Here is a 23796-nt window from a genome sequence, read left to right on the forward strand (position 1 = left end):
CAATGACGCGCACTATAAACATCCCGTTTGGCGATGTAAAGCATCGATCAATTCATTCGCCTGAAAAACAGTCAAATTGTGATTTTTCGATGTCAAAATCGCCACTCTGCTCAAACAATTAGCGGAATGACGCGTAAAGAAGGGTAAAACGGCTTTTCCCTCATTATTGCCCTGCGTATTCTCAGCGCATATCTGGTGTTCTGCTAAAAGGAGCGCAACATGGAAAGAATTGTCACTTCATCGCAGTCGTCACTGCTGACGACACACAAAGTTCTGCGTAATACCTATTTTCTGCTCGGCCTGACGCTCGCCTTCTCGGCGGTGACCGCTACCGCCAGCACGCTGCTGGCTTTGCCTGCGCCGGGACTGATCCTGATGCTGGTCGGCTTCTACGGTCTGATGTTCCTGACCTACCGACTGGCCAATAGCCCAATGGGTATTCTGGCCGCTTTCGCCTTTACCGGCTTCCTGGGCTATTGCCTTGGGCCGATCCTCAGTTCGTTCCTGACTGCTGGCATGGGCGATGTCATCGCGCTGGCGCTGGGCGGGACTGCACTGGTGTTCTTCTGCTGTTCGGCCTATGTGCTGACCACCCGCCGTGATATGTCGTTCCTCGGCGGGATGATGATGGCAGGCTTTGTGGTGCTGCTGGTAGCGGTCATCGCTAACCTGTTCCTGCAACTGCCTGCGCTGCATCTGGCGATCAGTGCCCTGTTTATCCTGTTCTCAGCCGGGGCGATTTTGTGGGAAACCAGCAATATCATTCACGGCGGCGAAACCAACTATATCCGGGCAACGGTCAGCCTCTATGTTTCGCTGTATAACATCTTCATCAGCCTGCTGAGCATCCTCGGCTTCTCACGCAGCAACTAACCGACTGTCACCGCTGATACCCAGACAAACCCCGCTTCGGCGGGGTTTTTGCTTTTCCTGCCGGACGAATTTGGTAAACTGCGCCGACATTGTTCAGGAGAACCCAACGTGAATTTTAACGGTAACGAAATCGCCGTCGATGCCGAAGGCTATCTGAAGCATCTCGACGACTGGAGTGAGGCGCTGGCCACCCTAATCGCTGAGCAGGAAGGTATCCACATGACTGATGCGCACTGGGAAGTGGTGCATTTCGTGCGCGCGTTTTATCTCGAATACAACACCTCACCAGCGGTGCGGATGCTGGTCAGGGCAATGGCACAAAAATATGGCGAAGAGAAAGGCAACAGCCGATATCTGTTTCGTCTGTTTCCTGAAGGCCCGGCCAAACAGGCGACTAAAATCGCCGGTCTGCCCAAACCGGCCAAATGTTTGTAGCCTGGGTTTTTCATCAGCCGGTGGTGAAACCGCGCGGCGGCTGAGCAGGATGATGCGGTTCCACCAGCACCTTATCGACCCGGGCGCTGCGCGGTCCACCCGCCTTGAGCCAGTGGATTAATGCGTCAACCTGTTCAGGTTCGCCCCAGGCGAGCACCTCAACGCTGCCATCCTCCAGATTACGCGCATACCCCTGCACGCCGAGCGTTTTTGCTTCGGCCTGGGTGCTATAGCGGAAACCGACGCCCTGTACGTGGCCATGCACCCACGCTTTGACACAGGTTGCTGTCATAACTTACTCCTGCTGCTGTTCGTTGCATTTTCCCGTTATCCACCGGACAATGGCGCCTCATTTTTTCAGGTAAGCATAGCAAACTATGACAGTCAGATTGATTCTCGCAAAGGGACGTGAAAAGTCCCTGCTCCGTCGCCATCCCTGGGTCTTTTCCGGAGCGGTTGCCCGCATGGAAGGCAAAGCACAGTTGGGCGAAACCATTGATGTTTGCGACAGTAACGGAAAATGGCTGGCCCGCGCCGCCTGGTCACCCCAGTCGCAGATCCGCGCCCGCGTCTGGAGCTGGCAAGCTGATGAATCCATCGACATCGCCTTTTTTGTCCGCCGTTTTGAACAGGCGCAGCAGTGGCGTGAATGGCTGGCGGTTCGCGATGGCCTGGACAGCTATCGATTGATTGCGGGTGAATCAGATGGTTTACCTGGCGTCACCATCGATCGTTTTGGCAACTTTCTGGTGATGCAGCTATTGTCTGCCGGCGCCGAATATCAGCGTCCGGCAATTATCTCGGCGTTACAGCACTGCTTCCCTGGCTGCGCCATTTATGACCGATCTGACGTTGCGGTGCGCAAGAAAGAGGGACTGGAGCTGGCGCAGGGCACCGTTACCGGTGAAATCCCGCCACCGCTGCTGCCGATTACGGAACATGGCATGAAGCTGCTGGTGGATATCCAGGGCGGCCATAAAACCGGCTATTACCTCGATCAGCGCGACAGCCGTCTGGCGACGCGCCGCTACGCACAAGATGCCCGCGTGCTCAACTGCTTCTCCTATACCGGCGGATTCGCGGTCTCTGCGTTGATGGGTGGCTGTAAAGAGGTGATCAGCGTCGATACCTCACAGGATGCGCTGGATGTGGCACGTCAGAACGTCGAGCTTAACCAGCTGGATGTGTCGCGCGCCCGGTTTGAACGCGATGATGTATTTAAGCTGCTGCGTCGTTATCGTGACGCCGGTGAAAAATTTGATCTGATCATCATGGATCCGCCAAAGTTCGTTGAGAACAAAAATCAGCTGATGGGCGCCTGCCGCGGTTACAAAGATATTAATATGCTGGCGATCCAGTTGCTCAATCCAGGCGGCATCCTGATGACGTTCTCCTGTTCCGGACTGATGGCGACCGACCTGTTCCAGAAGATCATTGCCGATGCAGCGCTGGATGCCGGGCACGAGGTACAGTTCATTGAGCAGTTCCGTCAGGCTGCCGATCACCCGGTGATCGCCAGCTATCCGGAAGGGCTCTATCTGAAAGGCTTTGCCTGCCGGATCATGTGACTTGAAAAATCTGCTCCCGCCCCCATATTGGATAGAGAGCATTCTTTTCGGAGGTCACAATGATTGCCAGTAAATTTGGTATTGGTCAGCAGGTTCGTCATCGTTTGTCCGGTGTGCTGGGTGTTATCGTCGATGTCGATCCCGAATACTCGTTAGATGAGCCTAAAATTGAAGAGGTTGGCGCAGAAGAGAAGTTGCGCAGCGCGCCCTGGTATCATGTGGTGATGGAAGATGAGGAAGGCGATCAGGTGCATACCTATGTTGCTGAAATTCAGCTTGCCGGTGAAACCAGCGTTGAGCATCCGGAACAGCCGTCAATGGATGAACTGGCTGCGTCAGTACGTCAGCAATTACAGTCTCCTCATCTGCGACATTAATCTGTGGCGGCACGGTTGGCCGCCACGCCTGTTTTGCTACCGCGTTAACCCCAGACGCGGGATTTCAATCTTCGGGCAGCGATCCATTATCACCGTCATGCCCGCATCCTGTGCCAGCACGGCTGCCTGCTCGTTGATAACCCCCACCTGTAACCATAGCGTCTTTGCTCCGGCGGCGATCGCTTCCTGAGCAACGCCCCATGCCGCTTCGGAGTTGCGAAACACATCCACCATATCAATTTCCCCGGGTACCTCGGCCAGGCTGGCATAGGCCTGCTGACCCAGTAGCGTTTTGCCTGCCAGTTTCGGGCTGACCGGAATCACCTCATAACCCTGATCAAGTAGAAACTTCATCACTCCATAACTCGGGCGTTCCGGGCGATCGCTTGCGCCAACTAAGGCGATGCGCCGGGTGCGTGTCAGCACCTCGCGAATTGTCTGATCGTTCATGCTTTTCTCCTTTCAGGCCAGCGTTGAGTGTAGATTGGCAGAACGGTTTACGGGTATCCAGCCAGCGAAATTAATTGAACCTGCGCACGAATAAATATGTTTAAATGTAAATTAACTGCCATAATGTAAGAATTTGCTACACACCTTCCCTTGCGCCCTATGGTTCTGGAGTTGAAATGAAGCTGTCGCTGGCTGTCACGGGGTTATTAGCACTCCTCGTCTCGGCGTCCTGTTCTGCCATCACCTTAAAGCTCGATCCGCAGATTGACCTGTTAGTGCTGGATGGCCGAAAAATTTCGGGCTCACTCCTCAAAGGTGCTGACAGCTTAGAGCTTGATCGCGGTCAGCATCAGTTCCTGTTTCAGGTCGAAAAACTCCGCAATGACCGATCGGATACGGTTCAACGCTATCAGTCAGTGCCGATGATCGTCACGTTTACCGCCGCCGCTAAAACTATCACCATCAAGCTGCCGTCGCTGGATACCAAACGTGAGCGGGTCCATTTTGATCGCAGCCTGAATTTCAAGCTGGTGGATGAGCGCGGCAAAGAGATTATCAGTATGCGCGACCATCTGCCGGCCAGCTCTACCGCGGATATGGAAAAAGCGATGCTAAATTATAATCGCACCGGGCAGATCGCTTCCGTGCCGCAGTTTGCCCGTTCGGTAAATGTTGCCCCCTCTTCCAGCCGGTTAACCGCCGATCTTGCCTGGACGACCCAGGCGGAGACGCCCTCGCTGCATCGCTGGTTTCAGCGCTTTGATGAAGCGACCCGTCAGCAATTTATGACGCTGGTCAAAATGTTACGGACGAGTTGATAGAAAGGAAAGGCCAGGGGTAAACTCATGCCACCGATTCTGGCGCATGCGCTTATCAGGAAGCCCTTATGGAACAGACCGTTCGTACCCTCGGCATAAAAAAACATATTGCACTGGTTGCTCACGACCATTGCAAAGCTGCTTTACTCGACTGGGTTAAACAAAACCAGCCAGCACTTGAACCGCACACGCTATACGCCACCGGCACCACCGGTACACTGATCAATCGCCATACCGGATTAACCGTAAATGCCATGCTGAGCGGCCCGATGGGCGGCGATCAGCAGGTCGGCGCAATGATTTCCGAAGGAAAAATTGATGCGCTGATGTTCTTCTGGGATCCGCTGAATGCGGTGCCACACGATCCGGACGTGAAAGCGCTGCTGCGTCTGGCCACCGTGTGGAACATCCCGGTCGCCACCAACCGTTCAACCGCCGACTTTATTATCCAGTCTCCGCTGTTTGCCCGTGAGATCGATATTTTGATCCCTGACTACGCGCGCTATATGGCGGAACGGCTGAAATAACTCAGGCTTTGCGCAGCATCGGAACACCAAGTTCGCGGAACTGCCCGACGAATACCGACGGCTGCGCTTTATCGAACATCAGCCATACCTGCTGACGCGCTCGCGTCAGCGCCACATAGGCAAGACGTCGCTCTTCCGCGTCGGGAAACGCTTCTGGCTGCGGTAACAGACCCTGTTCAATGATCGATTCGCGCGCTTCGGCGGGAAAACCCTCTTTACCCTGCTGTAAGCCGAGCAAGATGACATAATCCGCCTGTTGCCCTTTGCTGGCATGAATCGTCATGAAATCCAGATTGAGCTTTGGCCAGCGGGTCTTTGCTTTCTCCATCAGTTCAGGACGCAGATAGTGGTAACGCGCCAGCAGCAATATGCGCTCCTCCGGTTTCGCATAGCCGCTAAGCTTGTTGAGTAGCCCCTCAAGCTGATCCTGCGGCAGCAGCGAAATCGATTTTTATTGCCTTTGGTCAGGCTGTTAAGCGGTTTACGTAATTGCTGCGGATTCTGCTGCACAAAGCGGTTAGCAATATCACCAATGCGATCGTTAAAGCGGTAGGTAGTATCCAGTACGCAGCGATCCCCTTCGCCAAAATAGTGATGAAACGCCGTGGTCAGCGTCATCTCTGCACCGCTAAAGCGATAGATCGCCTGCCAGTCATCCCCGACCGCAAACAGTGAGGTGCGCTTATTCTGCTGGCGTAACGCAGTAAGCAGTGCTGCCCGCTGCGGCGAGATATCCTGAAATTCATCAACCAGAATATGTTTCCACGGGCTGATGAACCGGCCCTTATCCAGAATCGCAATCGCCTGGTGAATCAGGCCAGAGAAATCGACCGCCCCCTCCTCTTTCAGCGCACTCTTCCAGGCTTTCAGTAGCGGTGCCATCAGTTTGATACGCTTACTGAACAGCTCACGGTTCTCGTCAGGCACGTCACCGATCATCGCTGCCTGTGCACCGCCGTGCATCCGCATCAGACTCAGCCAGCGCTCCAGTCGGGTGACCAGTCGGTTAGCCAGTTTGTCATCCTGCCAGAAGGCACCTTCAGGTAGATCCCATTCCAGCTCCTCTCGCAGCCACTGCCGCCAGCCGTTCGCCTGGGCTTTTTTTTCGCTGCACTGCTGACGCCAGTGGTGAATCAGTAAATCGCGGCGGGCTTGCGGGTCACTCTCCAGCTTGCTGATCGCCGGCTGCTTATTACTGCCTTCACGAATAATGTGCAGGGCCAGCGAGTGAAAGGTTCGCGCCTGAATATCACTGGCGCCCAGCCGCGACTGGATGCGGTGGTTCATCTCCTCAGCCGCCTGACGGCCAAACGCCAGCAGCAGGATTTGATCGGCGCTGGCCAGTTTACGCTGCATCAGCCAGCCTGCCCGCGCCACCAGTACCGAGGTTTTACCACTTCCGGCACCTGCCAGTACCAGCAGCGAGGCTTCGCCATTCACAGCGGCTTCGCATTGCGAGGTGTTGAGTGGTGTGCTTTCTACGCGGGCAAAGAAGTCGTGATAGCGCGTCAGGATGTCGGCGGTCCAGTCACGATTGCGCTGATGCAGCACCGTTTCGCCCTGCTCCAGCCAGCGCTGACAAAATTCCCAGTCATCGCGACACTGTGCAAACTCGCCGAGTCGGGTGAGCGGCAGGGGTAAGGCATCAAACTGTTTCACAATCTGCGTTTTCAGCGTCTGCAGTTCGCTGCGGTTCAGCCAGCGATCCTGGGTGCTGAACGCCTCAATGTCGCTGCGCAGCGCCTGTAACACCTCGCCACACACGGCACTCATTTCCAGGCTCCATTGCTGCCAGGATTGCAACAGATAGTGGTGAAAACGCTGCGTTTCCTGCCATTCGGTCCCATGCAGCCGGACCACTTTTTCGTCTGCCAGTAAGAATTCCAGCTCTCCCCACACCAGCCCGCGCTTACAGGTAATAGCCAGCAATTGATTGAAGGGGATCAGATACTCATGCTTGTCGCCACTGACTTCCACGCCAGCCGCCATCAGACGGACCCGATTATAAGGATGCTGGGCAAGCCGTTTGCCCATGGAGGTTGCTTTCAGTTCCACGCCGACACCAACGCCAGAGAATAGGATTAGGGGGAGTTTACCTGTCAGACTCTTGGCGCTCCAGCCTTAAAACAGGCTAAACTTGGCGTCACATCTTGCGGAATGCAAAAGGAAAAAATGTCATGCGCACCGTATTAAACGTCCTTAATTTTGTTCTGGGTGGTTTTTTCACCACCCTGAGCTGGCTGTTTGCCACCTTAATCAGCATCGTACTGGTCTTTACCCTGCCGCTGACCCGCTCCTGCTGGGAAATTACCCGGTTATCGCTGCTCCCCTTTGGCAATGAGGCGGTACACGTTGATCTCCTGCGGCCGGAGAGTAAAAGCCACATCATGAACACCGGCGGAACCCTGTTGAATATCTTCTGGCTGATCTTCTTCGGCTGGTGGCTCTGCCTGTCACATATTTCGATCGGTATTGTGCAGTGCATCAGCATCATCGGCATTCCGGTGGGTATCGCCAACTTCAAAATTGCCGCCATTGCGCTGTGGCCAGTGGGACGCCGCGTGGTTTCCGTAGAAGAGGCGCGTGCCGCGCGCGAAGCCAATGCCCGTCGCTATTAGTATGATGTCGAAGAGCCTGCCCGGCTGGCGGCAGTATCTGTTCAATAGTACCTGGCGCTACCTGCTACGCATTCTGTTTGCGCTCGGCGGGTGTGCGGCCATTCCCTGGTGGCTGCAGCAGATTGAGTGGACCATCCCTCTGACACTGGGCGTGGTGGCTGCCGCGCTGGCTGACCTTGACGACCGGCTGACCGGACGCCTGAAGAATCTGCTGATCACCCTGCTCTGTTTCTGTATCGCCTCGGTGTCGGTGGAACTGCTCTTTCCCTATCCGCTGGCCTTTATGGCCGGGCTGGCGATATCGAGCTGGGGTTTCATCCTGCTCGGCGCACTCGGACAGCGTTACGCCACCATCGCTTTTGGCGCGCTGCTGATTGCGGTCTATACCATGCTCGGCATTGGACTGTTCAGCCAGTGGTACATGCAGCCGATGCTGTTGCTGGTAGGCGCACTCTGGTACAACCTGCTGACCCTGCTCGGTCATCTGATGTTTCCGGTCCGGCCGGTGCAGGAACAACTGGCGGGCAGTTTTTCCCAGCTGGCGCGTTATCTGGATGCCAAGGCGAATCTGTTCGATCCGGATGCGGGTGAACAGGACGATGCCACCTTTATCGATGCCGCCATGGTCAACAGCCAGTTGGTGGCGCAGCTCAACCGGACCAAGACCACGTTACAGAGCCGGCTGCGAGGCGATCGCGGTTCACGCGGCACCCGTCGCAGCCTGCACTACTACTTTGTGGCGCAGGACATCCACGAACGCGCCAGCTCCTCCCACCTGCAATATCATCTGCTGCGGGGCGACTGGCGCTACAACGAAATCCTGTTCCGGTTTCAGCGCCTGCTGAATATGCAGGCCCAGGCCTGTCGCCAGCTGGCACATTCGATCCTGATGCGGGAAAGATGGGTTCACGACAGCCGGTTTGAGCGGGCTTTTGAACGGCTGCAAAAGGCGATAGAACGGCTGGAACAACGTGAGCCGGACGCGACCCATACCCGGGCGCTTTACTGGCTACTGCGCAACCTGCGGGCCATTGACGCGCAGCTCGCCTCCGTTGAATCAGAGCAGACGCTGGCGGGTGAAGACCCTCAGCACAGCGACAATCTGCTGTCGCGCGAAGGATTGAATGGCTGGAGCGATATCAGGCTGCGTTTCAGCCGCCACCTTTCCCCCGCCTCGGCGTTGTTCCGCCATGCGGTGCGGATGTCAGTGGTGCTCTGTATCGGTTACGGTTTTATTCAGGTCACCGGCCTGGAAAGGGGTTACTGGATTCTTCTCACCAGCCTGTTTGTCTGTCAGCCCAACTATAATGCGACACAACGGCGGCTGGCGTTACGTATTGGCGGCACGCTGGCGGGGATAGCAATTGGACTGCCGGTGCTCTGGCTGGTGCCCTCTGTCGAGGGACAGCTGATTCTGATTGTCATCAGCGGCGTGCTGTTTTTCGCCTTCAGACAGGTACAGTATGCCCAGGCAACGCTGTTCATCACCCTGCTGGTGCTGCTCTGTTTCAACCTCCTTGGCGAAGGCTTTGAGGTAGCTTTACCGCGCGTGGTCGATACGCTGCTGGGCTGCGGCCTGGCCTGGCTGGCAGTCGCCTTCATCTGGCCTGACTGGCGCTTCCGCCAGTTACCGGCGGTGGCGGAACGGACCTTACAAGCCAACTGCCGTTATCTGGATGCCATCATGGAGCAGTATCATCAGGGCAAAGATAACCGCCTTGCTTATCGTATCGCCCGGCGGGATGCGCATAATGCCGATGCCGAACTGGCCTCGGTGGTGTCGAACATGAGCAGCGAAAGCCGCACAAGTCAGACGATGCGTGACTCCGCTTTCCAGTTGCTCTGCTCTAATCACTCTTTCCTGAGCTATATCTCTGCGCTGGGTGCGCATCGCGATAAAATTGATGAGCCGCAACTGCTTGCCTTACTGGATGACACCGTCTGTTATGTTGAGGATGTGCTGCAAACGGATGTCGTCAGCGATCAGCAGGCTGAAGAGATGCGTCAACACCTTACCCAGCGAATCGGCCAGCTGGCCGCCGATGCTGATACGCGCGCGCCACTGGTATTACAGCAACTCGGCTTGCTGGTCGCGCTGATGCCGGACGTTGCACGCCTGCGCCGCACGCTAAATACTCACTAACTTCTGCCGCTCTTCGGGTTCAGGGTCATCAGTACGGTGCGCTGAAACCAGGCATTCAGTTCCGCCCTGACCGACGACGGCAGGGCAGCATAATGATGGCCTGATATTGCCCCCTGTAGCGCCAGCAATGTTTGTAATCCCACATGCTGGTTGACGGCCTTCAGCCTCAGCCAGCACTGCTTAGCACCAATATCATATAAATGCTGTACGTTAAGGATGCCCGCTTCATGCAACATCACCTCCATGCGTACGCTGAGATTAGGGAGATCTTTTAACCGGATGGATGACTGCTTGTGACGCAGATCGTACTGAGCGGTCTCCAGCGATGCGGCTGATAATCTCAGCAGATGCGCCGGTTCCTGCCAGAGCGCGTCATCAACCCGATAGTAATTAAGGCTGACCAGCACGCCACGCTTACGAAATACCAGGGGCTCCAGTGGACATTGCGTAATGTATTCCCGCAGGGGTTCGCTGGCTCGCAAATAGAGAGCATCATTGTTAACTAAAGCAAAAACCACCCGTTCCACGGCCAGCGCATAGCCGCCAAACTGGGTGCGTGACTCAATGGTTCCCAGCGGGGCCAGACGTTCCCGGGAGCGTTCGACAATCGGATTTACCTTTTTCATCACACCACCTCCATGTTATAGAAATATCTGAAATCACCTTTGCTTTCAGGCAATTAGAAGATAGGAAAAAGCCTTTGCGGGTTCAATGAATAATTACCGGTTCAGCTAACCTTGTAGCGTTTTTGCGAGGCGTTTTCAGAAATTTGGGTTGATCTTTATGCGGAACGACAGTACTGTATATTCATACAGTCCACTGCTGAGTGATTAACTTATGCGAACCCAACATCCGAATAATGCACGCTATGCTCATCATTACGCGTCCTCTTCTGTCCCCGCTTCTCATCGTGGCTGGATTACCGAGTTACGCTATAGTGAGCAGCCTGGAATGATGCAGATGTTACTGTTGCCGCTGCTGCAGCAGTTGAGTCAGCAATCGCGCTGGCAGTTGTGGTTAACCCCGGCACATAAACTCAATCGTGCCTGGCTACAGCAGTCCGGTTTGCCACTGGATAAAAGCATGCACATCGCTGATTCTGATCGTCTGAATGCGGTTGAGGCGATGATTAAAGCGCTGCGTACCGGAAATTACAGTGTCGTTTTGGCATGGATTCCGTATGAACTTGATGAAGATGAGCGTCGTCAACTGGAAAATGCCGCAGCGGAAGGCGATGCGTTAGGATTGATTTTGCGGTCGAGTGGATCACCAGAAGCGCCTCTCGGACCACAAAACGCGCTAAAAATTCAGTCGGATTTGTTTCATTAAGTAAAAATCAGAAGTTTCTCAAGCTATATTTCTTATCTGTCGTCGCTAAACCACTGATTCTGTTAGTTCGAGCGTTGACAATGGTTTAGCAGGTTTTTTGGGCATTGAGCCACGGCAATAATACCAGGCTAATTGTTAGAATTTGTGTATAAATCTCTGTTTTTTTACAGAAGCGCCTCACATCATACTTGTAAGTTTCCAATCTCGTTGTAGACTTTATCTCGCCAGGGTGCTCAATAACCTCCGTTTTTTGCGGTAGAGTCATAAGCGAGCGTTTTGACCCGGCGAAGGATTAAACCAAGAGCAACCTTTTTGCTCATTGCCTATTTGGATGATAACGAGGCGCAAAATGAAAAAGACAGCTATCGCAATTGCAGTGGCACTGGCTGGCTTCGCTACCGTAGCGCAGGCCGCTCCGAAAGATGACACCTGGTACACCGGTGCTAAACTGGGCTGGTCTCAGTACCATGACACGGGTTACTACGGTAACGGTTACCAAAACAATGACGGTCCAACTCACGAAAGCCAGCTGGGTGCAGGTGCATTCGTTGGTTACCAGGCAAATCCATACCTGGGCTTCGAGCTGGGCTATGACTGGCTGGGTCGCATGCCTAACAAAGGCAACGTGACTAACGGCGCATTCAAAGCACAGGGCGTTCAGCTGGCAGCTAAACTGAGCTACCCAATCTATGACGATCTGGACGTGTACACTCGTCTGGGCGGCATGGTATGGCGTGCAGACGCAACGCAGACTAACCCAACTACTGGCCGCATCAGCGACCACGATACCGGCGTTTCTCCGCTGGCTGCCGTAGGTGTTGAGTATGCGCTGACCAAAAACTGGGCAACCCGTCTGGATTACCAGTGGGTTAACAACATCGGTGATGCACAGACCGTTGGTACCCGTCCAGACAACGGCATGCTGAGCGTAGGCGTTTCTTACCGCTTCGGTCAGGATGAAGCTGCTCCAGCACCGGCTCCGGCTCCAGCGCCAGCGCCAGTTGTTGAAACCAAGCGTTTCACTCTGAAGTCTGACGTTCTGTTCACCTTCAACAAAGCGACCCTGAAGCCAGAAGGCCAGCAGGCTCTGGATCAGCTGTACAGCCAGCTGAGCTCAATGGATCCTAAAGATGGTTCCGTTGTCGTACTGGGCTTCACCGATCGCATCGGTTCAGAGCAGTACAACCAGAAACTGTCTGAGAAACGTGCTCAGTCAGTCGTAGATTACCTGGTATCTAAAGGTATCCCTTCTAACAAGATCTCTGCACGTGGCATGGGTGAATCTAACCCAGTTACCGGCAACACCTGTGACAGCGTGAAAGGCCGTAATGCCCTGATCGACTGCCTGGCGCCGGACCGTCGTGTAGAAATCGACGTTAAAGGCATCAAAGACGTTGTAACTCAGCCACAGGCTTAAGTTTACACGTGATAAAAAAAACCCCGCTAAGGCGGGGTTTTTTTATGTCATCATCACGGTCAACAGGCACAAGTCAGATGCCCTTGCCTGCTAATATAACCATCTGATTATTAACGACTTACTCTTTTTCTGAACCCGAATTGCCAAGAATCGCCTGGAGATCTTCCCGGAGACTCGACATCTGGGTAGCGTACTTCTCTTTGCGTTCGGCATCTTCAATTAACTGGACCACCGTCTCAGATAACGTACTGTTTCGCCGCTGCGCCAGTCCAGCCAGTCGTTGCCAGACCAGATACTCCAGATCGATCGACTTTTTACGCGTGTGCTGATGTTCAGCATTAAAGTGTCGTTTGCGACGCGCACGAATGGTCTGTTTTAGCCGGTTATCCAGATCCGGATGAATGTGCTCTGCAATCCATTCGTTAACCGTCACCGGATTATTTTCCATTGCCAGCAGTTTATCGACTGCCGCCTGCGCCGCACTTAATTCAAGGTGACGCGTGATCAGTTCACCTTCCCGATGTTTTTTCACCAGGTATTTCCATTTCCATCCACATTCAAGATTTTCGAGTTGCTGGTATTTCATCGGAATCTCATCGTGATCACGTAACGAGCTAAGAATAACAGCTTTTTTCCCGGATGCAGCAACGAAAAACATGCTGTCAATGTCACATCTTCAGCAGGAAGTCTGCAGTGCTTAACAAGGGTGAATCCTGTATAATCTCGCTTTTCTTAAATCAGACAAATGCGATTATTTTGACCGACACCCAACTTACGTGGCAAACCTTACAGCCGGATAGCGCGCAATACCAATCCGTTTTTTCCCGAATTGCTGATGAAGAAACCGATGCTCTGGCAACGGTGCAGCCCCGATTGCTGAATGCACTGGCGCATTTACATCACCAGTCGCAGGGATTCCCGTTACTGCTGGTGCGTAGCCAGGAAAATCGCGACTACCTGGCACTGATTGCCCAGGCCGCGCAGCACGTCATGGAGGAGTCCGCCACGCTGTATGGTGGTGACTACCATATCATGGCCGATAACGTCACGCTGCAGCCCCCTTCAGACCCTCAACGCCCTTTCACCAGTCAGGGCGGTATTCATTTCGCCGACTGGATTGAAACCGAACAGCTGTTTGGCTGTGTGCGTCAGTATAAAGATCGTATTCAGCTTGAGCCGGGACTGATCCATCGTGCCAACGGTGGCACGCTGGTGCTTACGCTGCGCAGTTTCATGACCCAGCCAATTCTCTGGTTACGTCTGAAAAAATGTATTGAGCAGGGCTACGTCGACTGGACCTCGCAGGATGAACGACGTCCCTTGCCGGTCGCGATACCGCCACTGCCGCTCCAGTTAAAACTGGTACTGTGCGGTGATCGCGAAGCGCTGGCTGATTTTCAGGAATTCGATCCTGAAGCCCATGAAATGGCAATCTATACCGAATTTGAAGAGAACATTCAGATTCTGGATGAGGATGACATGCTTGCCTGGTGTCGCTGGACCGTCGATCTGGCCCAGCAGGCTGAGCTGCCGTTGCCGGAAACAGACTTCTGGCCTGAACTGATTAAAGAAGGCGTACGCTACAGTGGCGATCAGGAGACATTACCGCTCTGCCCGCGCTGGTTACAGCGTCAGATGCGTGAGTCCGCGCTAATGGGCGAGACACTCAATGCGGAAGCACTGCGTGATGCGCTGGAAGCCCGCCTGTGGCGTGAAAATTATCTCAACGAACGGATGCGCGATGAGATCCTGCAGAAACAGATCCTGATTGAGACGGAAGGTGAAGTGGTCGGTCAGATCAACGGCCTGTCGGTGGTGGAATATCCTGGCCATCCTCGCGCCTGGGGTGATCCATCGCGGATTACCTGTGTCGTGCATCCTGGCGACGGCGAGTTTACCGATGTTGAACGCAAAGCCGAGCTGGGCGGTAACATTCATGCAAAAGGCATGATGATTATGCAGGCCTATCTGATTGCCGAGCTCGGGTTGGATCAGCAACTCCCCTTCTCTGCTTCACTGGTATTTGAACAGTCTTATTCTGAAGTGGACGGTGACAGTGCCTCGCTGGCTGAGCTCTGTGCGCTGATCAGTGCGCTGGCTAACCAGCCGGTCAATCAGCAAATTGCCGTCACTGGCTCAGTCGATCAGTTTGGTAACGTCCAGCCGGTTGGCGGTCTGAACGAGAAAATTGAAGGCTTCTTTGATATCTGCCATCAGCGTGAACTGACCGGCCAGCAGGGCGTGATTATCCCGGCCTGCAATGTGCGACACCTGAGTCTGAATCAGGCCGTGGTCAGTGCGGTTGAGCAAGGTCGCTTTCATATCTGGGCGATTGACCGTGCGGATGAAGCCCTGCCGCTGCTGACGGGTAAGGTCTGGGATACTGAGGATGGTGAAGGCGATACCCTGCTGCGCACCATTCAGGAACGCATTAGCCAACTGAACCAGCCGGACGCGTCGCACCGTCCCTGGGGACTGCGCTGGCTTAACTGGTTTAACCACCGTTAATCCGATTTGCTCAGCATACAACTGTTCGCTAATATTCGTGATTCACTAAAAAAAGGCTTATTGTAAACATGGTAGATAAACGCGAATCCTATACCAAAGAAGACCTGATTCTGTCAGGTCGTGGTGAACTGTTTGGCGAAAATGGTCCACCGCTTCCGTCAGGCAACATGTTGATGATGGACCGCGTGGTCAAGATGACCGAAGACGGCGGCAAATATGATAAAGGCTTTGTTGAAGCTGAGCTGGATATCAATCCCGATCTCTGGTTCTTCGGCTGCCACTTCATTGGCGACCCGGTCATGCCAGGCTGCTTAGGCCTGGATGCCATGTGGCAACTGGTCGGCTTCTATCTCGGATGGCTGGGCGGCGAAGGTAAAGGTCGTGCGCTGGGCGTGGGTGAAGTGAAATTTACGGGTCAGGTACTGCCTGAAGCGAAGAAAGTCACTTACCGTATCCATTTCAAACGCGTTATCAACCGCAAACTGGTGATGGGCGTTGCCGATGGCGAGGTGCTGGTCGACGGCAACCTGATCTATACGGCCAGCGATCTGAAAGTAGGCCTGTTCAAAGACACGGCGGCTTTCTAAACGTTTCCCCGGAAACGAAAACCTCCGCGCGCAGCGGAGGTTATATTCCCTTTTCAGTGACATCCGGCTAAGCAGCGACCGACCTGTCCTCCATGGCTTGTCGCCAACCTCCCAACCAGTGAGACTTAGCGTCAATCATCTGATACGGACACATCTCTTTTGAGCGTCCAGTAATGCCTGCCTGATAACCACGTGAATGGGCGCGTTCGAGGCGGTCTCGTTTCTGTCTCTTCATACTCCGTGTCCCTCATGTAAGGTCTGTGGAATCTGGTGGAAAGAAAAAGGTGGTGAATTAATGTTCAACCACTCTAATGTTCTACCCGCTACGCACCCAAAGATCAATGCGCAATCTTCACGCCAGTGTCATAAATGTGACCTCAGTTCGACAAAATGATGCTTTTTTGTGATGCGGATGGCAACACTATCTCGCTGATTAAGCTAACAATAAAGCCCCCGTTTTTCGTCAATAGCGCTTAACGAAAAATCGGGGGCTTAGCTTATTTATTCATACTCTTCTTAATTTAACGCAACCGTACTGTTGGCAATCTGCTGCGCGGTTTGCTGCCAGCCCGCTGCCAGCGTTCTGACCAGTGCATCGTAGCCATCTTCATTCTGAGGCAGCGCCAGATTAAACGCCTGCTTGATCAGACGGCCCTGATGTTCCAGCGTCCACTCGCCACTAATGACTGCCTTGCCGTCATAGCGACCCTGGAAGCCGGTGACGGTCACGTTGAGCGTGTCATGCTGCACGCCCATCGGCGTGCCTGCGACCAGTCGCCCCGGCAGGGCCTTGCTGAGGTTGGTAATCAGCGTCTGATGCAACTGCTGATCGAGCGGGCTGGCCCACAGATTATTGGCGGCGATAACATATTTCACGTCACTGGTCTGATAAACCAGTCCGTTGCCCGCCAGATAATCTGGCACTGTCACCTGCTGCACCCACAGCATCGGTTGAGCCTCAGTCGTGCTGCTACTGCTGACCTTCATCGGCGCCGCCCCGGAGGGCAGCTGATACCAGGTATTATCGATGGTGCTGCTGCACGCGCTCAGCAGCAGCGCGGCAGAGAGTATCATTCCTTTTTTCACTGTTTCGCCCTCTTAGGCTGGGGATCCTGTCCCGGTTTCGCCTCAAACACCAGCGCGTTGCTCTTGGTATTGAGCGTTTTTAATACCGGCTGCAGTTCGCGCAGCACCTGATCGAGTCGCTGCATATCCCCGACCAGCTTGCTGTAAGCCGGCGAGCCCGGCTGCAGTCCTTTCATGCTACGGTTCAGCTCACGCAATGTCTGCTGCATATCTTCCGGCAGCGTTTTCATTGCCGGGCTGGCCGTGACTTTATTGACGTTATCGATGGTGCGTTGTAGATCACGCATCGTTTTCTGACTCTCTTTCAGCGTGCCGGTGGCTTCGTTAATCATGCCGTTAAGTGGCAGTCCATTGATCTTATCCAGCGCCGCCATCAGCTTCTGCTGAATCTGGCTCAGGCCACCGCTGACGGTCGGAATCACTTCATAACCCGATACTTTCTGCGGCCCTTTAAAAGCCGGTGCATTTTCGTAGAAGTCCAGATCAACATATAACGCGCCTGACAGCAGGTTGCCGGTTTTCAACGTGGCACGCAGCCCGCGTTTCTTACCATCCTGCAGATGCTGTTGCAGATCGAAGTTCTCACCCAGTCGGCTGATAAACCGATCCGGTTCGATTCGAATTAATACCGGCACGCGGTAATCATTGTTCAGCGCCTGATCCAGACCCGCTTTCATCAACGGCGCTTCCGACACCGTACCGAGGCGGATGCCGCGGAATTCAACCGGCGCACCGGCCTGCAGGCCACGAATCGAATCGGTAAAGAACAGCAGATAATCAATATGGTTGGTATAGAGCGAGTCCTGAATGCTGCGCTGATCATCAAACAGATGATAATCAGACTGGTTCTGCGCCGCCTGGCCCAGATCCCAGCCATCCGGTACATCAAAGCTGACGCCGCCGCTGAACAGCGTAGTCAGTGAACCCATTTCTACCCGCATACCGGAAGCAGACATATCAACGGCAATGCCGCTGTCCTTCCAGAAGCGGACATTGGTGGTCACCAGTCGATCATACGGCGCCGCGATAAATAGCTGATAGGTCATCATGCGCTTATCGGTATCGAAGGTGCTGGTCTCCACCGTACCGACGCGATAGCCACGGAACAACACCGGATCGCCCGGATTAAGCTGACCGGCTTTTTTGCTGTCGAGGATAATGCGAATACCTTTGGCATCCGGCGGCGCTAACGGTGGCGCATCCAACAGGTTAAACTGTTCTGGCGCTTCACTTTTAGTGCCCGGCTGTAATTCAATGTAGGCACCCGACAGCAGTGTTCCCAACCCGCTGATACCTTCGCGACCAATCTGCGGCTTAACCACCCAGAAAACACTGTCCTTGTGCAACAGTTTTCCCATCCCGGCATTGAGGCGGGCCTTGATTTCAACGTGATGCAAATCGTCACTCAGCACTGCGCTCTCAACCACGCCGACATCCACGCTGCGGCTTTTAATGGTGGTTTTGCCGGCTTCGATACCCTCGGCATTTTCGGTAATCAGGGTCACTTCAGGCCCCTGATGACTGAAGTGATAAAACAGAATCCATCCGCCGATTAACAGCGTGACGATGGGGACAATCCAGACCGGCGACCAGCGCTTGATCTGCTCCACCTTTGCGTGGCCGTGGTTAATTTCCGTCAAGGCGCGACTCCTTTACATTGTTTTCGCGTACACGATCCCAGGTTAATCGCGGGTCAAAGGTCATTGCAGCAATCATGGTCAGAATGACCACCAGCGCAAATAACACCGCGCCCCACGCGGGATAAACACTCATCAGTTGCCCCATACGCACCAGCGCAGAGAGCACAGCAATTACAAATACGTCGATCATCGACCAGCGGCCAACAAACTCGACCACTTCATAAATCAGGTGCATTTTGTGGCTATCATGCCGCCCACGCCCGCCGGCATCCCAGCAGAGCCAGCCAATCGCCAGCATTTTCAGCGTCGGCACCATGATACTGGCGATAAAGATCACCAGCGCCACCGGATAGGAACCGTCACCCCACAGTAAGATGACGCCCGCCATGATATTAGAGGGATACGCGCTCCCCAGCGTTTCCGTCACCATGATCGGCATCAGATTCGCGGGAATATAGAGGATGATCGAGGTCAGCAGCAGTGCCATTGTCCATTGCAGGCTGTGCTTACGCCGTGCGGAAGCGACCACCCCGCAGCGAGTACAATGACGCTGAGTGGCCGGCAGGATGGCGGTGCAGCAGGGACAGGAGCGCAAATCCTGCTGCAGACCAGTGACACCGACCCGGGGAGGATGCGGCAGCGCGGGCATCGGCGCAATGTTCTGCCATAGCTGACGCCGGTCAACGCACTGAAAGGCCCGTAACTGCAGCAGACAGAACAGACACCATGGCCAGAAGCTGGTTTCCAGCCCGATATCACCGTAGGCCATTAGCTTAACGAAACTGACCAGCACCCCCGCCATAAAAATTTCAGCCATGCCCCAGTTGCGTAGCTGAAACAGAATGCGCGCCAGCCCCCGTTTCAGCCGGGTCGGTAGCGGGACCGGATTCACCAGCAGCAGGATAGTGACCATACAGAACGCCGGGATAGCCTGTACAAACAGCAGGAACAATGTCGCCAGACTGCTGTAGTCTTCTGACACCATTACCTGCGGTATCTCTGCCAGGCTGATCTGACTACTGAGCCCGGCCACTTTCATGGTGATAAACGGAAACAGATTGGCCAGCAGCAGCATAAATAAGGCTGCCAGCGCATAACCGGTTGGCCGCCTGCGTGGCTCGTGCCAGTTTGCCGTAAGAGAAGTCTGGCAGCGCGGGCATGAGGCACGGCTGCCAACGGGAATGTCCGGCAGCTTAATCATTAAATCGCATTGTGGACAAAGCATCCACGCGTCACTTTTATCTGCTGAACACATCCGTTATCCCTTGATCTACGCGCCGTTTTTCATTGACTCAAGTTCTTCCCAGCGCGCAAAAGCGGTTTCCAGTTCCTGCTCAGCCTGCGCCAGATTGTCCAGTACCGGTTGGGTCTGGTCATGCGCCTGGCTAAAGAAATCCGGATGACTCATTTTCGCCTGCAATTCACCAATGCGCGCTTCCAGCTGTTCCAGCTTTTGCGGCAACTGTTCCAGCTCACGCGCCAGGTTATAGCTTAGTTTGTTGGCGCTACGTTTGGCAGTATCACTTTTCTCTGCCGCCGGTTTTGCGACACTGCCGCCGGTTTTCGCCGGCGCGGACGCTTTCTGCTGCTTGTAAGCCGCACGCTGTTGCTGGGCATCGTGATAGCCACCGACGAAGGTGCCAATCTCACCGTTGCCTTCAAAGATCCAGCACTCGGTTACCGTATTGTCGACAAACTGACGATCGTGACTCACCAGCAGCACGGTGCCCTGATAGCCATCAATCAACTCTTCCAGCAGCTCCAGCGTTTCCACGTCGAGGTCATTGGTCGGTTCATCAAGAATCATCAGGTTACTGGGACGCAGGAACAGACGTGCCAGCAACAGACGGTTACGCTCACCACCGGACAAGGCGCGTACCGGCGTCATGGCGCGTTTCGGATGGAACAGGAAGTCCTGCAGGTAACCCAGCACATGGCGTGGCTTGCCGTTGACCAGTACTTCCTGTTTACCTTCCGCCAGGTTATCCATGACGGTGCGATCCGGATCGAGTTCGGCGCGGTGCTGGTCGAAGTAAGCCACCTCCAGCCTGGTGCCGGAATGCACGCGGCCATGATCGGCTTGCAACTGCTGCAGCATCAGGCGCAGCAACGTGGTTTTACCGCAGCCGTTCGGGCCAATCAGGGCAATTTTATCGCCACGCATCACCTGGGAAGAGAAGTCTTTCACCAGCACTTTGCCGTCAACCGCATAGTCGACGTTTTCCAGCTCAAACACGATTTTGCCGGAACGGGAGGCTTCGCCCACCTGCATATTGGCTTTGCCCATCACTTCGCGACGTTCGGAACGTTCACGACGCAGCGCTTTCAGCGCACGCACACGGCCTTCGTTACGGGTACGACGCGCTTTGATACCCTGGCGGATCCAGACCTCTTCCTGCGCCAGCTTGCGGTCAAATTCCGCGTTCTGCATCTCTTCAACCCGCAGTGCTTCCTCTTTCCCTTCCAGATACTGATCATAATTGCCTGGCCAGGAAACCAGCTTGCCGCGGTCGAGATCGACAATTCGCGTCGCCATGTTGCGAATAAATGAACGGTCATGCGAGATAAACACAATGCTGCCGCTGAAGTTCTTCAGAAACGTTTCCAGCCAGTCGATGGTTTCGATATCGAGGTGGTTGGTTGGCTCATCCAGCATCAATACGCGCGGATTGCTGACCAGCGCACGGCCCAGCGCCGCTTTACGCAGCCAGCCGCCCGACAGCGAAGAGAGTTCGGTATCAGGCTGCAGACCAATCTGTTCCAGCACATCATTGATGCGGCTTTCCAGCTGCCACAAATTCTGGTGGTCGAGAATGCTTTGCAGACGCGCCATCTCATTGAGGTTTTTATCGCTGGGGTCCTCCATCACCACATGGGAAATGGCGTGATAAGCCTTGAGGTGCTCGGCCTGTTCTTCCACACCTTCGGCGACAAAGTCATAAACGGAACCGGTAATATTGCGTGGCGGGTCCTGCTGCAGACGCGCAACAACTAAATCGGTTTCATAGACGATGCGACCATCATCCAGCGGTTGTTCGCCATTAATGATCTTCATCAGGGTCGATTTACCGGCACCGTTACGGCCTACCAGACAGACGCGTTCGTTCTCTTCGATGTGCAGTTCGGTATTGTCTAACAGCGGCGCATCGCTGAAGGAGAGATAGGCGCCGTGGATACTGATTAATGACATGTAAACTTATTCCTTACCGACGTGAGTGATCAGCCAGCAGTTGTGAATTTGACGGTTACGCGCGAAGTCCTGCGACTGCGTTTTCTGGGTAATGTCCTGCGCCTGCAGACCCAACGCCTTCAGACCCTCCATATCCATTTTGAAACCCCGTTTGTTGTTGGAGAACATAATGGTGCCCCCGCGGCGCAGCAGGCGCTTCAGGTTGCGCATCAGCATCATGTGATCGCGCTGGACGTCGAAGCTCTCTTCCATTCTTTTTGAGTTTGAGAAGGTTGGCGGATCGATAAAGATCAGATCAAAATTCTCATCACTTTCATTCAGCCAGCTCAGGCAATCTGCCTGCATCAGGCGGTGCTGCCGTCCGGTCAGGCCATTTAGCCGTAAATTGCGTTCCGCCCACTCCAGATAGGTCCGCGACATATCCACCGTGGTGGTGGAGCGCGCGCCGCCAAGACCGGCATGGACGCTGGCGGTGCCGGTGTAAGCAAACAGGTTGAGGAAATCTTTCCCCTGACTCATCTGACCCAGCATTTTGCGCGCAATACGGTGATCAAGGAACAGACCGGTGTCGAGATAATCGGTCAGATTGACCCAGAAGCGCGCATTAAACTCTTTCACTTCAAAATAGTCGCCCTTCTCGCCCAGCTTCTGATACTGCGCTTTACCTTTCTGGCGTTCACGCGTTTTCAGAATCAGACGGTCGGCGGGCAGTTCGAGCACGGTCAGCGTGGCGCTGATCACATCGAACAGGCGCTGACGCGCTTTATTTGGATCGATGGTTTTCGGCGGTGCATATTCCTGAATAATCACCCAGTCGGCGTAGCGATCGACTGCGACGTTATAATCTGGCAGATCGGCATCATAAATGCGGTAGCACTCAATGCCTTCCTGACGCGCCCACTTATCCAGCTTCTTCAGGTTTTTGCGCAGACGATTGGCATAATCTTCAGCGATCTGCCCGGCGCTTTCACCGCTGTTGACCGACAGCTGATAATTTTTCTGTACGCAGTCCAGCGGGCCATTTTTCGCTTTAAACTGGCGATCGGCACGCAGTTGCAGACAGCTAAGCAGCTCAGGTGAAGCGCTGAACAGCGACAGATTCCAGCCGCCAAAGTGCAGCTTCATCAAACGTCCGAGCTGGCTGTGCAGCGCAATCAGCGCCGGCTCGCTCTCCAGACGTTCACCGTATGGCGGGTTGCTCAGTACCGTGCCGTGGATCAGTGGATCGACCGGGTTGGTCAGCTTCAGCAAATCCTGCTGAGCGAAGGTAAAGAGCTCGAACACGCCAGCACGACGGGCATTGGCCTGCGCCCACTCCAGCACCCGACCATTATTGTCATAGCCGAAGAAGCGCGCCTGGGTTGCCGCCGTGCCGTTACGGGCGCGGTTCTGCGCCTCGGTTTTCACTTCCTGCCACAGCGCAGCGTTGAACTGGCTCCACGCCGTGAAGCCCCAGTGCTTACGCAACAGGCCAGGCGCACGATCGCAGGCGATCAGTGCTGCTTCAATCAGCAGCGTGCCTGAACCACACATCGGATCGATCAGCGGTGTGGTCGGCTGCCAGCCAGAGCGCAGCACAATCGCCGCAGCCAGGTTCTCTTTCAGTGGCGCCTGACCGGTCTGCTGACGGTAGCCGCGCTGATGCAGCGCGCTGCCGCTGAGATCCAGCGCAATGCTGGCACGATCGTCATTCAGCCAGACGTTAATGCGGATGTCCGCCTGCTCGCGATCCACATTCGGACGCGCCAGATTCTGACGGGTGAAGCTATCGACAATGGCGTCTTTAACTTTCAGGGCGCCGAACTGGCTGTTGCGAATCGAATCATTGGTGCCGCTGAAGTGCACCACAAAGGTTTTGTCGCTGCCGAACATTGTCGGCCAGTCAACGCTTTGCACGCCGAGATAGAGATCCAGATCGCTGTAGACGCCAAACTCTCCCAGCGGCAGCAGGATACGTGAGGCTAAACGGCTCCACATCAGGCTTTGGTACATGACGCGCTCATCGGCCTGGTAGTGGACGCCGCCCTGCACCACTTGCAAATCCTGCGCGCCCAGCGCGTCCAGCTCACTTTTTAACAGCTCTTCGAGCCCACGCGCCGTGCTGGCAAACAGAGAATTCATATCGTCACTTTTTAACTCTTGAGAAAATTGTCGCGCATTATAGCGAATCGCAGACCTATGTCATAAAGTTAGCTACTTTTGTCGTGCGCGTCGGGTTCAAGGAGAACAC

General features: G+C 54.6%; 22 protein-coding genes and 1 pseudogene. 12 read left to right on the forward strand and 11 right to left on the reverse strand.

What is annotated here, in order from left to right; all coding sequences use genetic code 11:
- The first annotated feature begins 219 nt into the window (after positions 1 to 219).
- Both yccA and HA41_RS06565 read left to right on the forward strand, forming a co-directional pair.
- Positions 220 to 873 carry an FtsH protease modulator YccA gene (gene yccA / locus HA41_RS06560; protein WP_031376104.1) on the forward strand — a complete coding sequence of 218 codons (654 nt, stop codon included), beginning with the start codon at positions 220 to 222 and terminating at the stop codon, positions 871 to 873.
- Between the two features lie 108 nt (positions 874 to 981).
- The gene (locus HA41_RS06565; RefSeq protein WP_094120094.1) at positions 982 to 1308 is read left to right on the forward strand and encodes a TusE/DsrC/DsvC family sulfur relay protein; all 327 of its coding nucleotides are present in this window, start codon (positions 982 to 984) and stop codon (positions 1306 to 1308) included.
- A 13-nt stretch (positions 1309 to 1321) separates the two neighbouring features.
- Here HA41_RS06565 and yccX read toward each other — a convergent pair whose 3' ends face one another.
- Positions 1322 to 1600 (reverse strand): acylphosphatase, encoded by a 279-nt coding sequence (yccX, locus tag HA41_RS06570; protein ID WP_094120095.1) that lies wholly within the window; start codon positions 1598 to 1600, stop codon positions 1322 to 1324.
- Positions 1601 to 1685: 85 nt separating this feature from the next.
- Here yccX and rlmI point away from each other — a divergent pair, with 85 nt between their 5' ends.
- Both rlmI and hspQ read left to right on the forward strand, forming a co-directional pair.
- Positions 1686 to 2876 carry a 23S rRNA (cytosine(1962)-C(5))-methyltransferase RlmI gene (gene rlmI / locus HA41_RS06575; protein WP_094120096.1) on the forward strand — a complete coding sequence of 397 codons (1191 nt, stop codon included), beginning with the start codon at positions 1686 to 1688 and terminating at the stop codon, positions 2874 to 2876.
- Between the two features lie 59 nt (positions 2877 to 2935).
- On the forward strand, positions 2936 to 3253 hold the full coding sequence (gene hspQ, locus HA41_RS06580) for a heat shock protein HspQ (RefSeq protein WP_094120097.1): 318 nt from the start codon (positions 2936 to 2938) through the stop codon (positions 3251 to 3253).
- Between the two features lie 36 nt (positions 3254 to 3289).
- Here the strand turns inward: hspQ and HA41_RS06585 are convergent, their stop codons facing one another.
- Positions 3290 to 3703: a CoA-binding protein gene (locus HA41_RS06585; protein WP_094120098.1), complete on the reverse strand. Its 414-nt coding sequence runs from the start codon at positions 3701 to 3703 to the stop codon at positions 3290 to 3292.
- A 176-nt stretch (positions 3704 to 3879) separates the two neighbouring features.
- On the opposite strand from HA41_RS06585, the gene HA41_RS06590 reads away from it, so the two are divergent.
- Together HA41_RS06590 and mgsA are read left to right on the forward strand one after the other, a co-directional pair.
- A complete protein-coding gene (locus HA41_RS06590; protein WP_094120099.1) occupies positions 3880 to 4521 on the forward strand; it encodes a YccT family protein in 642 nt (213 codons plus the stop codon).
- Between the two features lie 68 nt (positions 4522 to 4589).
- The gene (gene mgsA / locus HA41_RS06595) at positions 4590 to 5048 is read left to right on the forward strand and encodes a methylglyoxal synthase (RefSeq protein ID WP_094120100.1); all 459 of its coding nucleotides are present in this window, start codon (positions 4590 to 4592) and stop codon (positions 5046 to 5048) included.
- A 1-nt stretch (position 5049) separates the two neighbouring features.
- Here the strand turns inward: mgsA and helD are convergent.
- Positions 5050 to 7103, reverse strand: a pseudogene (helD, locus tag HA41_RS06600) (DNA helicase IV).
- 122 nt (positions 7104 to 7225) lie between these two features.
- On the opposite strand from helD, the gene HA41_RS06605 reads away from it, so the two are divergent.
- Positions 7226 to 7666, forward strand: a complete 441-nt coding sequence (locus HA41_RS06605; RefSeq protein WP_094120101.1) for a YccF domain-containing protein — start codon at positions 7226 to 7228, stop codon at positions 7664 to 7666.
- Positions 7650 to 9809, forward strand: a complete 2160-nt coding sequence (gene yccS, locus HA41_RS06610; RefSeq protein WP_094120102.1) for a YccS family putative transporter — start codon at positions 7650 to 7652, stop codon at positions 9807 to 9809. Before HA41_RS06605 ends, yccS begins: the two co-directional genes overlap by 17 nt.
- Here yccS and HA41_RS06615 read toward each other — a convergent pair.
- A complete protein-coding gene (locus HA41_RS06615) occupies positions 9806 to 10435 on the reverse strand; it encodes a TfoX/Sxy family DNA transformation protein (RefSeq protein ID WP_094120103.1) in 630 nt (209 codons plus the stop codon). The two genes, yccS and HA41_RS06615, sit on opposite strands and share 4 nt — an antisense overlap.
- 211 nt (positions 10436 to 10646) lie before the next feature.
- Between HA41_RS06615 and sulA the strand changes: the two genes are divergently transcribed.
- On the forward strand, positions 10647 to 11138 hold the full coding sequence (gene sulA, locus HA41_RS06620) for an SOS-induced cell division inhibitor SulA (protein WP_094120104.1): 492 nt from the start codon (positions 10647 to 10649) through the stop codon (positions 11136 to 11138).
- Between the two features lie 349 nt (positions 11139 to 11487).
- Positions 11488 to 12555, forward strand: coding sequence for a porin OmpA (gene ompA, locus HA41_RS06625; protein WP_094120105.1), 1068 nt, complete (start codon positions 11488 to 11490; stop codon positions 12553 to 12555).
- 118 nt (positions 12556 to 12673) lie between these two features.
- On the opposite strand, the gene matP is transcribed toward ompA, so the two are convergent.
- Positions 12674 to 13141 (reverse strand): macrodomain Ter protein MatP, encoded by a 468-nt coding sequence (matP, locus tag HA41_RS06630; protein ID WP_143807274.1) that lies wholly within the window; start codon positions 13139 to 13141, stop codon positions 12674 to 12676.
- 53 nt (positions 13142 to 13194) lie between these two features.
- Here matP and HA41_RS06635 point away from each other — a divergent pair, with 53 nt between their 5' ends.
- The gene (locus HA41_RS06635) at positions 13195 to 15063 is read left to right on the forward strand and encodes an AAA family ATPase (RefSeq protein WP_094120107.1); all 1869 of its coding nucleotides are present in this window, start codon (positions 13195 to 13197) and stop codon (positions 15061 to 15063) included.
- Between the two features lie 68 nt (positions 15064 to 15131).
- Positions 15132 to 15650 carry a bifunctional 3-hydroxydecanoyl-ACP dehydratase/trans-2-decenoyl-ACP isomerase gene (gene fabA, locus HA41_RS06640; RefSeq protein WP_008925876.1) on the forward strand — a complete coding sequence of 173 codons (519 nt, stop codon included), beginning with the start codon at positions 15132 to 15134 and terminating at the stop codon, positions 15648 to 15650.
- Positions 15651 to 15717: 67 nt separating this feature from the next.
- Here fabA and rmf read toward each other — a convergent pair whose 3' ends face one another.
- The 6 genes from rmf to rlmKL form a co-directional block, all read right to left on the reverse strand.
- Positions 15718 to 15885, reverse strand: coding sequence for a ribosome modulation factor (gene rmf, locus HA41_RS06645; protein ID WP_072050988.1), 168 nt, complete (start codon positions 15883 to 15885; stop codon positions 15718 to 15720).
- Positions 15886 to 16166: 281 nt separating this feature from the next.
- Positions 16167 to 16736: a membrane integrity-associated transporter subunit PqiC gene (pqiC, locus tag HA41_RS06650; protein ID WP_094120108.1), complete on the reverse strand. Its 570-nt coding sequence runs from the start codon at positions 16734 to 16736 to the stop codon at positions 16167 to 16169.
- Positions 16733 to 18376: an intermembrane transport protein PqiB gene (gene pqiB, locus HA41_RS06655; RefSeq protein WP_094120109.1), complete on the reverse strand. Its 1644-nt coding sequence runs from the start codon at positions 18374 to 18376 to the stop codon at positions 16733 to 16735. The genes pqiC and pqiB overlap by 4 nt, the downstream gene beginning before the upstream one ends.
- A complete protein-coding gene (gene pqiA, locus HA41_RS06660; RefSeq protein ID WP_094120110.1) occupies positions 18363 to 19631 on the reverse strand; it encodes a membrane integrity-associated transporter subunit PqiA in 1269 nt (422 codons plus the stop codon). The genes pqiB and pqiA overlap by 14 nt, the downstream gene beginning before the upstream one ends.
- A 15-nt stretch (positions 19632 to 19646) precedes the next feature.
- The gene (locus tag HA41_RS06665) at positions 19647 to 21566 is read right to left on the reverse strand and encodes an ABC transporter ATP-binding protein (protein ID WP_094120111.1); all 1920 of its coding nucleotides are present in this window, start codon (positions 21564 to 21566) and stop codon (positions 19647 to 19649) included.
- A 6-nt stretch (positions 21567 to 21572) separates the two neighbouring features.
- Complete coding sequence (rlmKL, locus tag HA41_RS06670; protein ID WP_094120112.1) at positions 21573 to 23687, reverse strand: bifunctional 23S rRNA (guanine(2069)-N(7))-methyltransferase RlmK/23S rRNA (guanine(2445)-N(2))-methyltransferase RlmL; 2115 nt, start codon at positions 23685 to 23687, stop codon at positions 21573 to 21575.
- Between the last annotated feature and the right edge of the window lie 109 nt (positions 23688 to 23796).

Origin of the sequence: Pantoea conspicua (assembly GCF_002095315.1) — a bacterium.
GTDB lineage: Bacteria > Pseudomonadota > Gammaproteobacteria > Enterobacterales > Enterobacteriaceae > Pantoea > Pantoea conspicua.

Bases quoted from the DNA above. Each gene is read 5' to 3' on its own strand.
- HA41_RS06590 (WP_094120099.1), top strand. From the start codon at position 3,880: ATGAAGCTGTCGCTGGCTGTCACGGGGTTATTAGCACTCCTCGTCTCG.
- rmf (WP_072050988.1), bottom strand. From the start codon at position 15,885: ATGAAGAGACAGAAACGAGACCGCCTCGAACGCGCCCATTCACGTGGT.
- hspQ (WP_094120097.1), top strand. From the start codon at position 2,936: ATGATTGCCAGTAAATTTGGTATTGGTCAGCAGGTTCGTCATCGTTTG.
- mgsA (WP_094120100.1), top strand. From the start codon at position 4,590: ATGGAACAGACCGTTCGTACCCTCGGCATAAAAAAACATATTGCACTG.
- HA41_RS06635 (WP_094120107.1), top strand. From the start codon at position 13,195: ATGCAGCAACGAAAAACATGCTGTCAATGTCACATCTTCAGCAGGAAG.
- yccA (WP_031376104.1), top strand. From the start codon at position 220: ATGGAAAGAATTGTCACTTCATCGCAGTCGTCACTGCTGACGACACAC.
- rlmKL (WP_094120112.1), bottom strand. From the start codon at position 23,687: ATGAATTCTCTGTTTGCCAGCACGGCGCGTGGGCTCGAAGAGCTGTTA.
- HA41_RS06615 (WP_094120103.1), bottom strand. From the start codon at position 10,435: ATGAAAAAGGTAAATCCGATTGTCGAACGCTCCCGGGAACGTCTGGCC.
- pqiA (WP_094120110.1), bottom strand. From the start codon at position 19,631: ATGTGTTCAGCAGATAAAAGTGACGCGTGGATGCTTTGTCCACAATGC.
- HA41_RS06665 (WP_094120111.1), bottom strand. From the start codon at position 21,566: ATGTCATTAATCAGTATCCACGGCGCCTATCTCTCCTTCAGCGATGCG.
- HA41_RS06585 (WP_094120098.1), bottom strand. From the start codon at position 3,703: ATGAACGATCAGACAATTCGCGAGGTGCTGACACGCACCCGGCGCATC.
- yccS (WP_094120102.1), top strand. From the start codon at position 7,650: ATGCCCGTCGCTATTAGTATGATGTCGAAGAGCCTGCCCGGCTGGCGG.
- fabA (WP_008925876.1), top strand. From the start codon at position 15,132: ATGGTAGATAAACGCGAATCCTATACCAAAGAAGACCTGATTCTGTCA.
- yccX (WP_094120095.1), bottom strand. From the start codon at position 1,600: ATGACAGCAACCTGTGTCAAAGCGTGGGTGCATGGCCACGTACAGGGC.
- HA41_RS06605 (WP_094120101.1), top strand. From the start codon at position 7,226: ATGCGCACCGTATTAAACGTCCTTAATTTTGTTCTGGGTGGTTTTTTC.
- matP (WP_143807274.1), bottom strand. From the start codon at position 13,141: ATGAAATACCAGCAACTCGAAAATCTTGAATGTGGATGGAAATGGAAA.
- ompA (WP_094120105.1), top strand. From the start codon at position 11,488: ATGAAAAAGACAGCTATCGCAATTGCAGTGGCACTGGCTGGCTTCGCT.
- rlmI (WP_094120096.1), top strand. From the start codon at position 1,686: ATGACAGTCAGATTGATTCTCGCAAAGGGACGTGAAAAGTCCCTGCTC.
- sulA (WP_094120104.1), top strand. From the start codon at position 10,647: ATGCGAACCCAACATCCGAATAATGCACGCTATGCTCATCATTACGCG.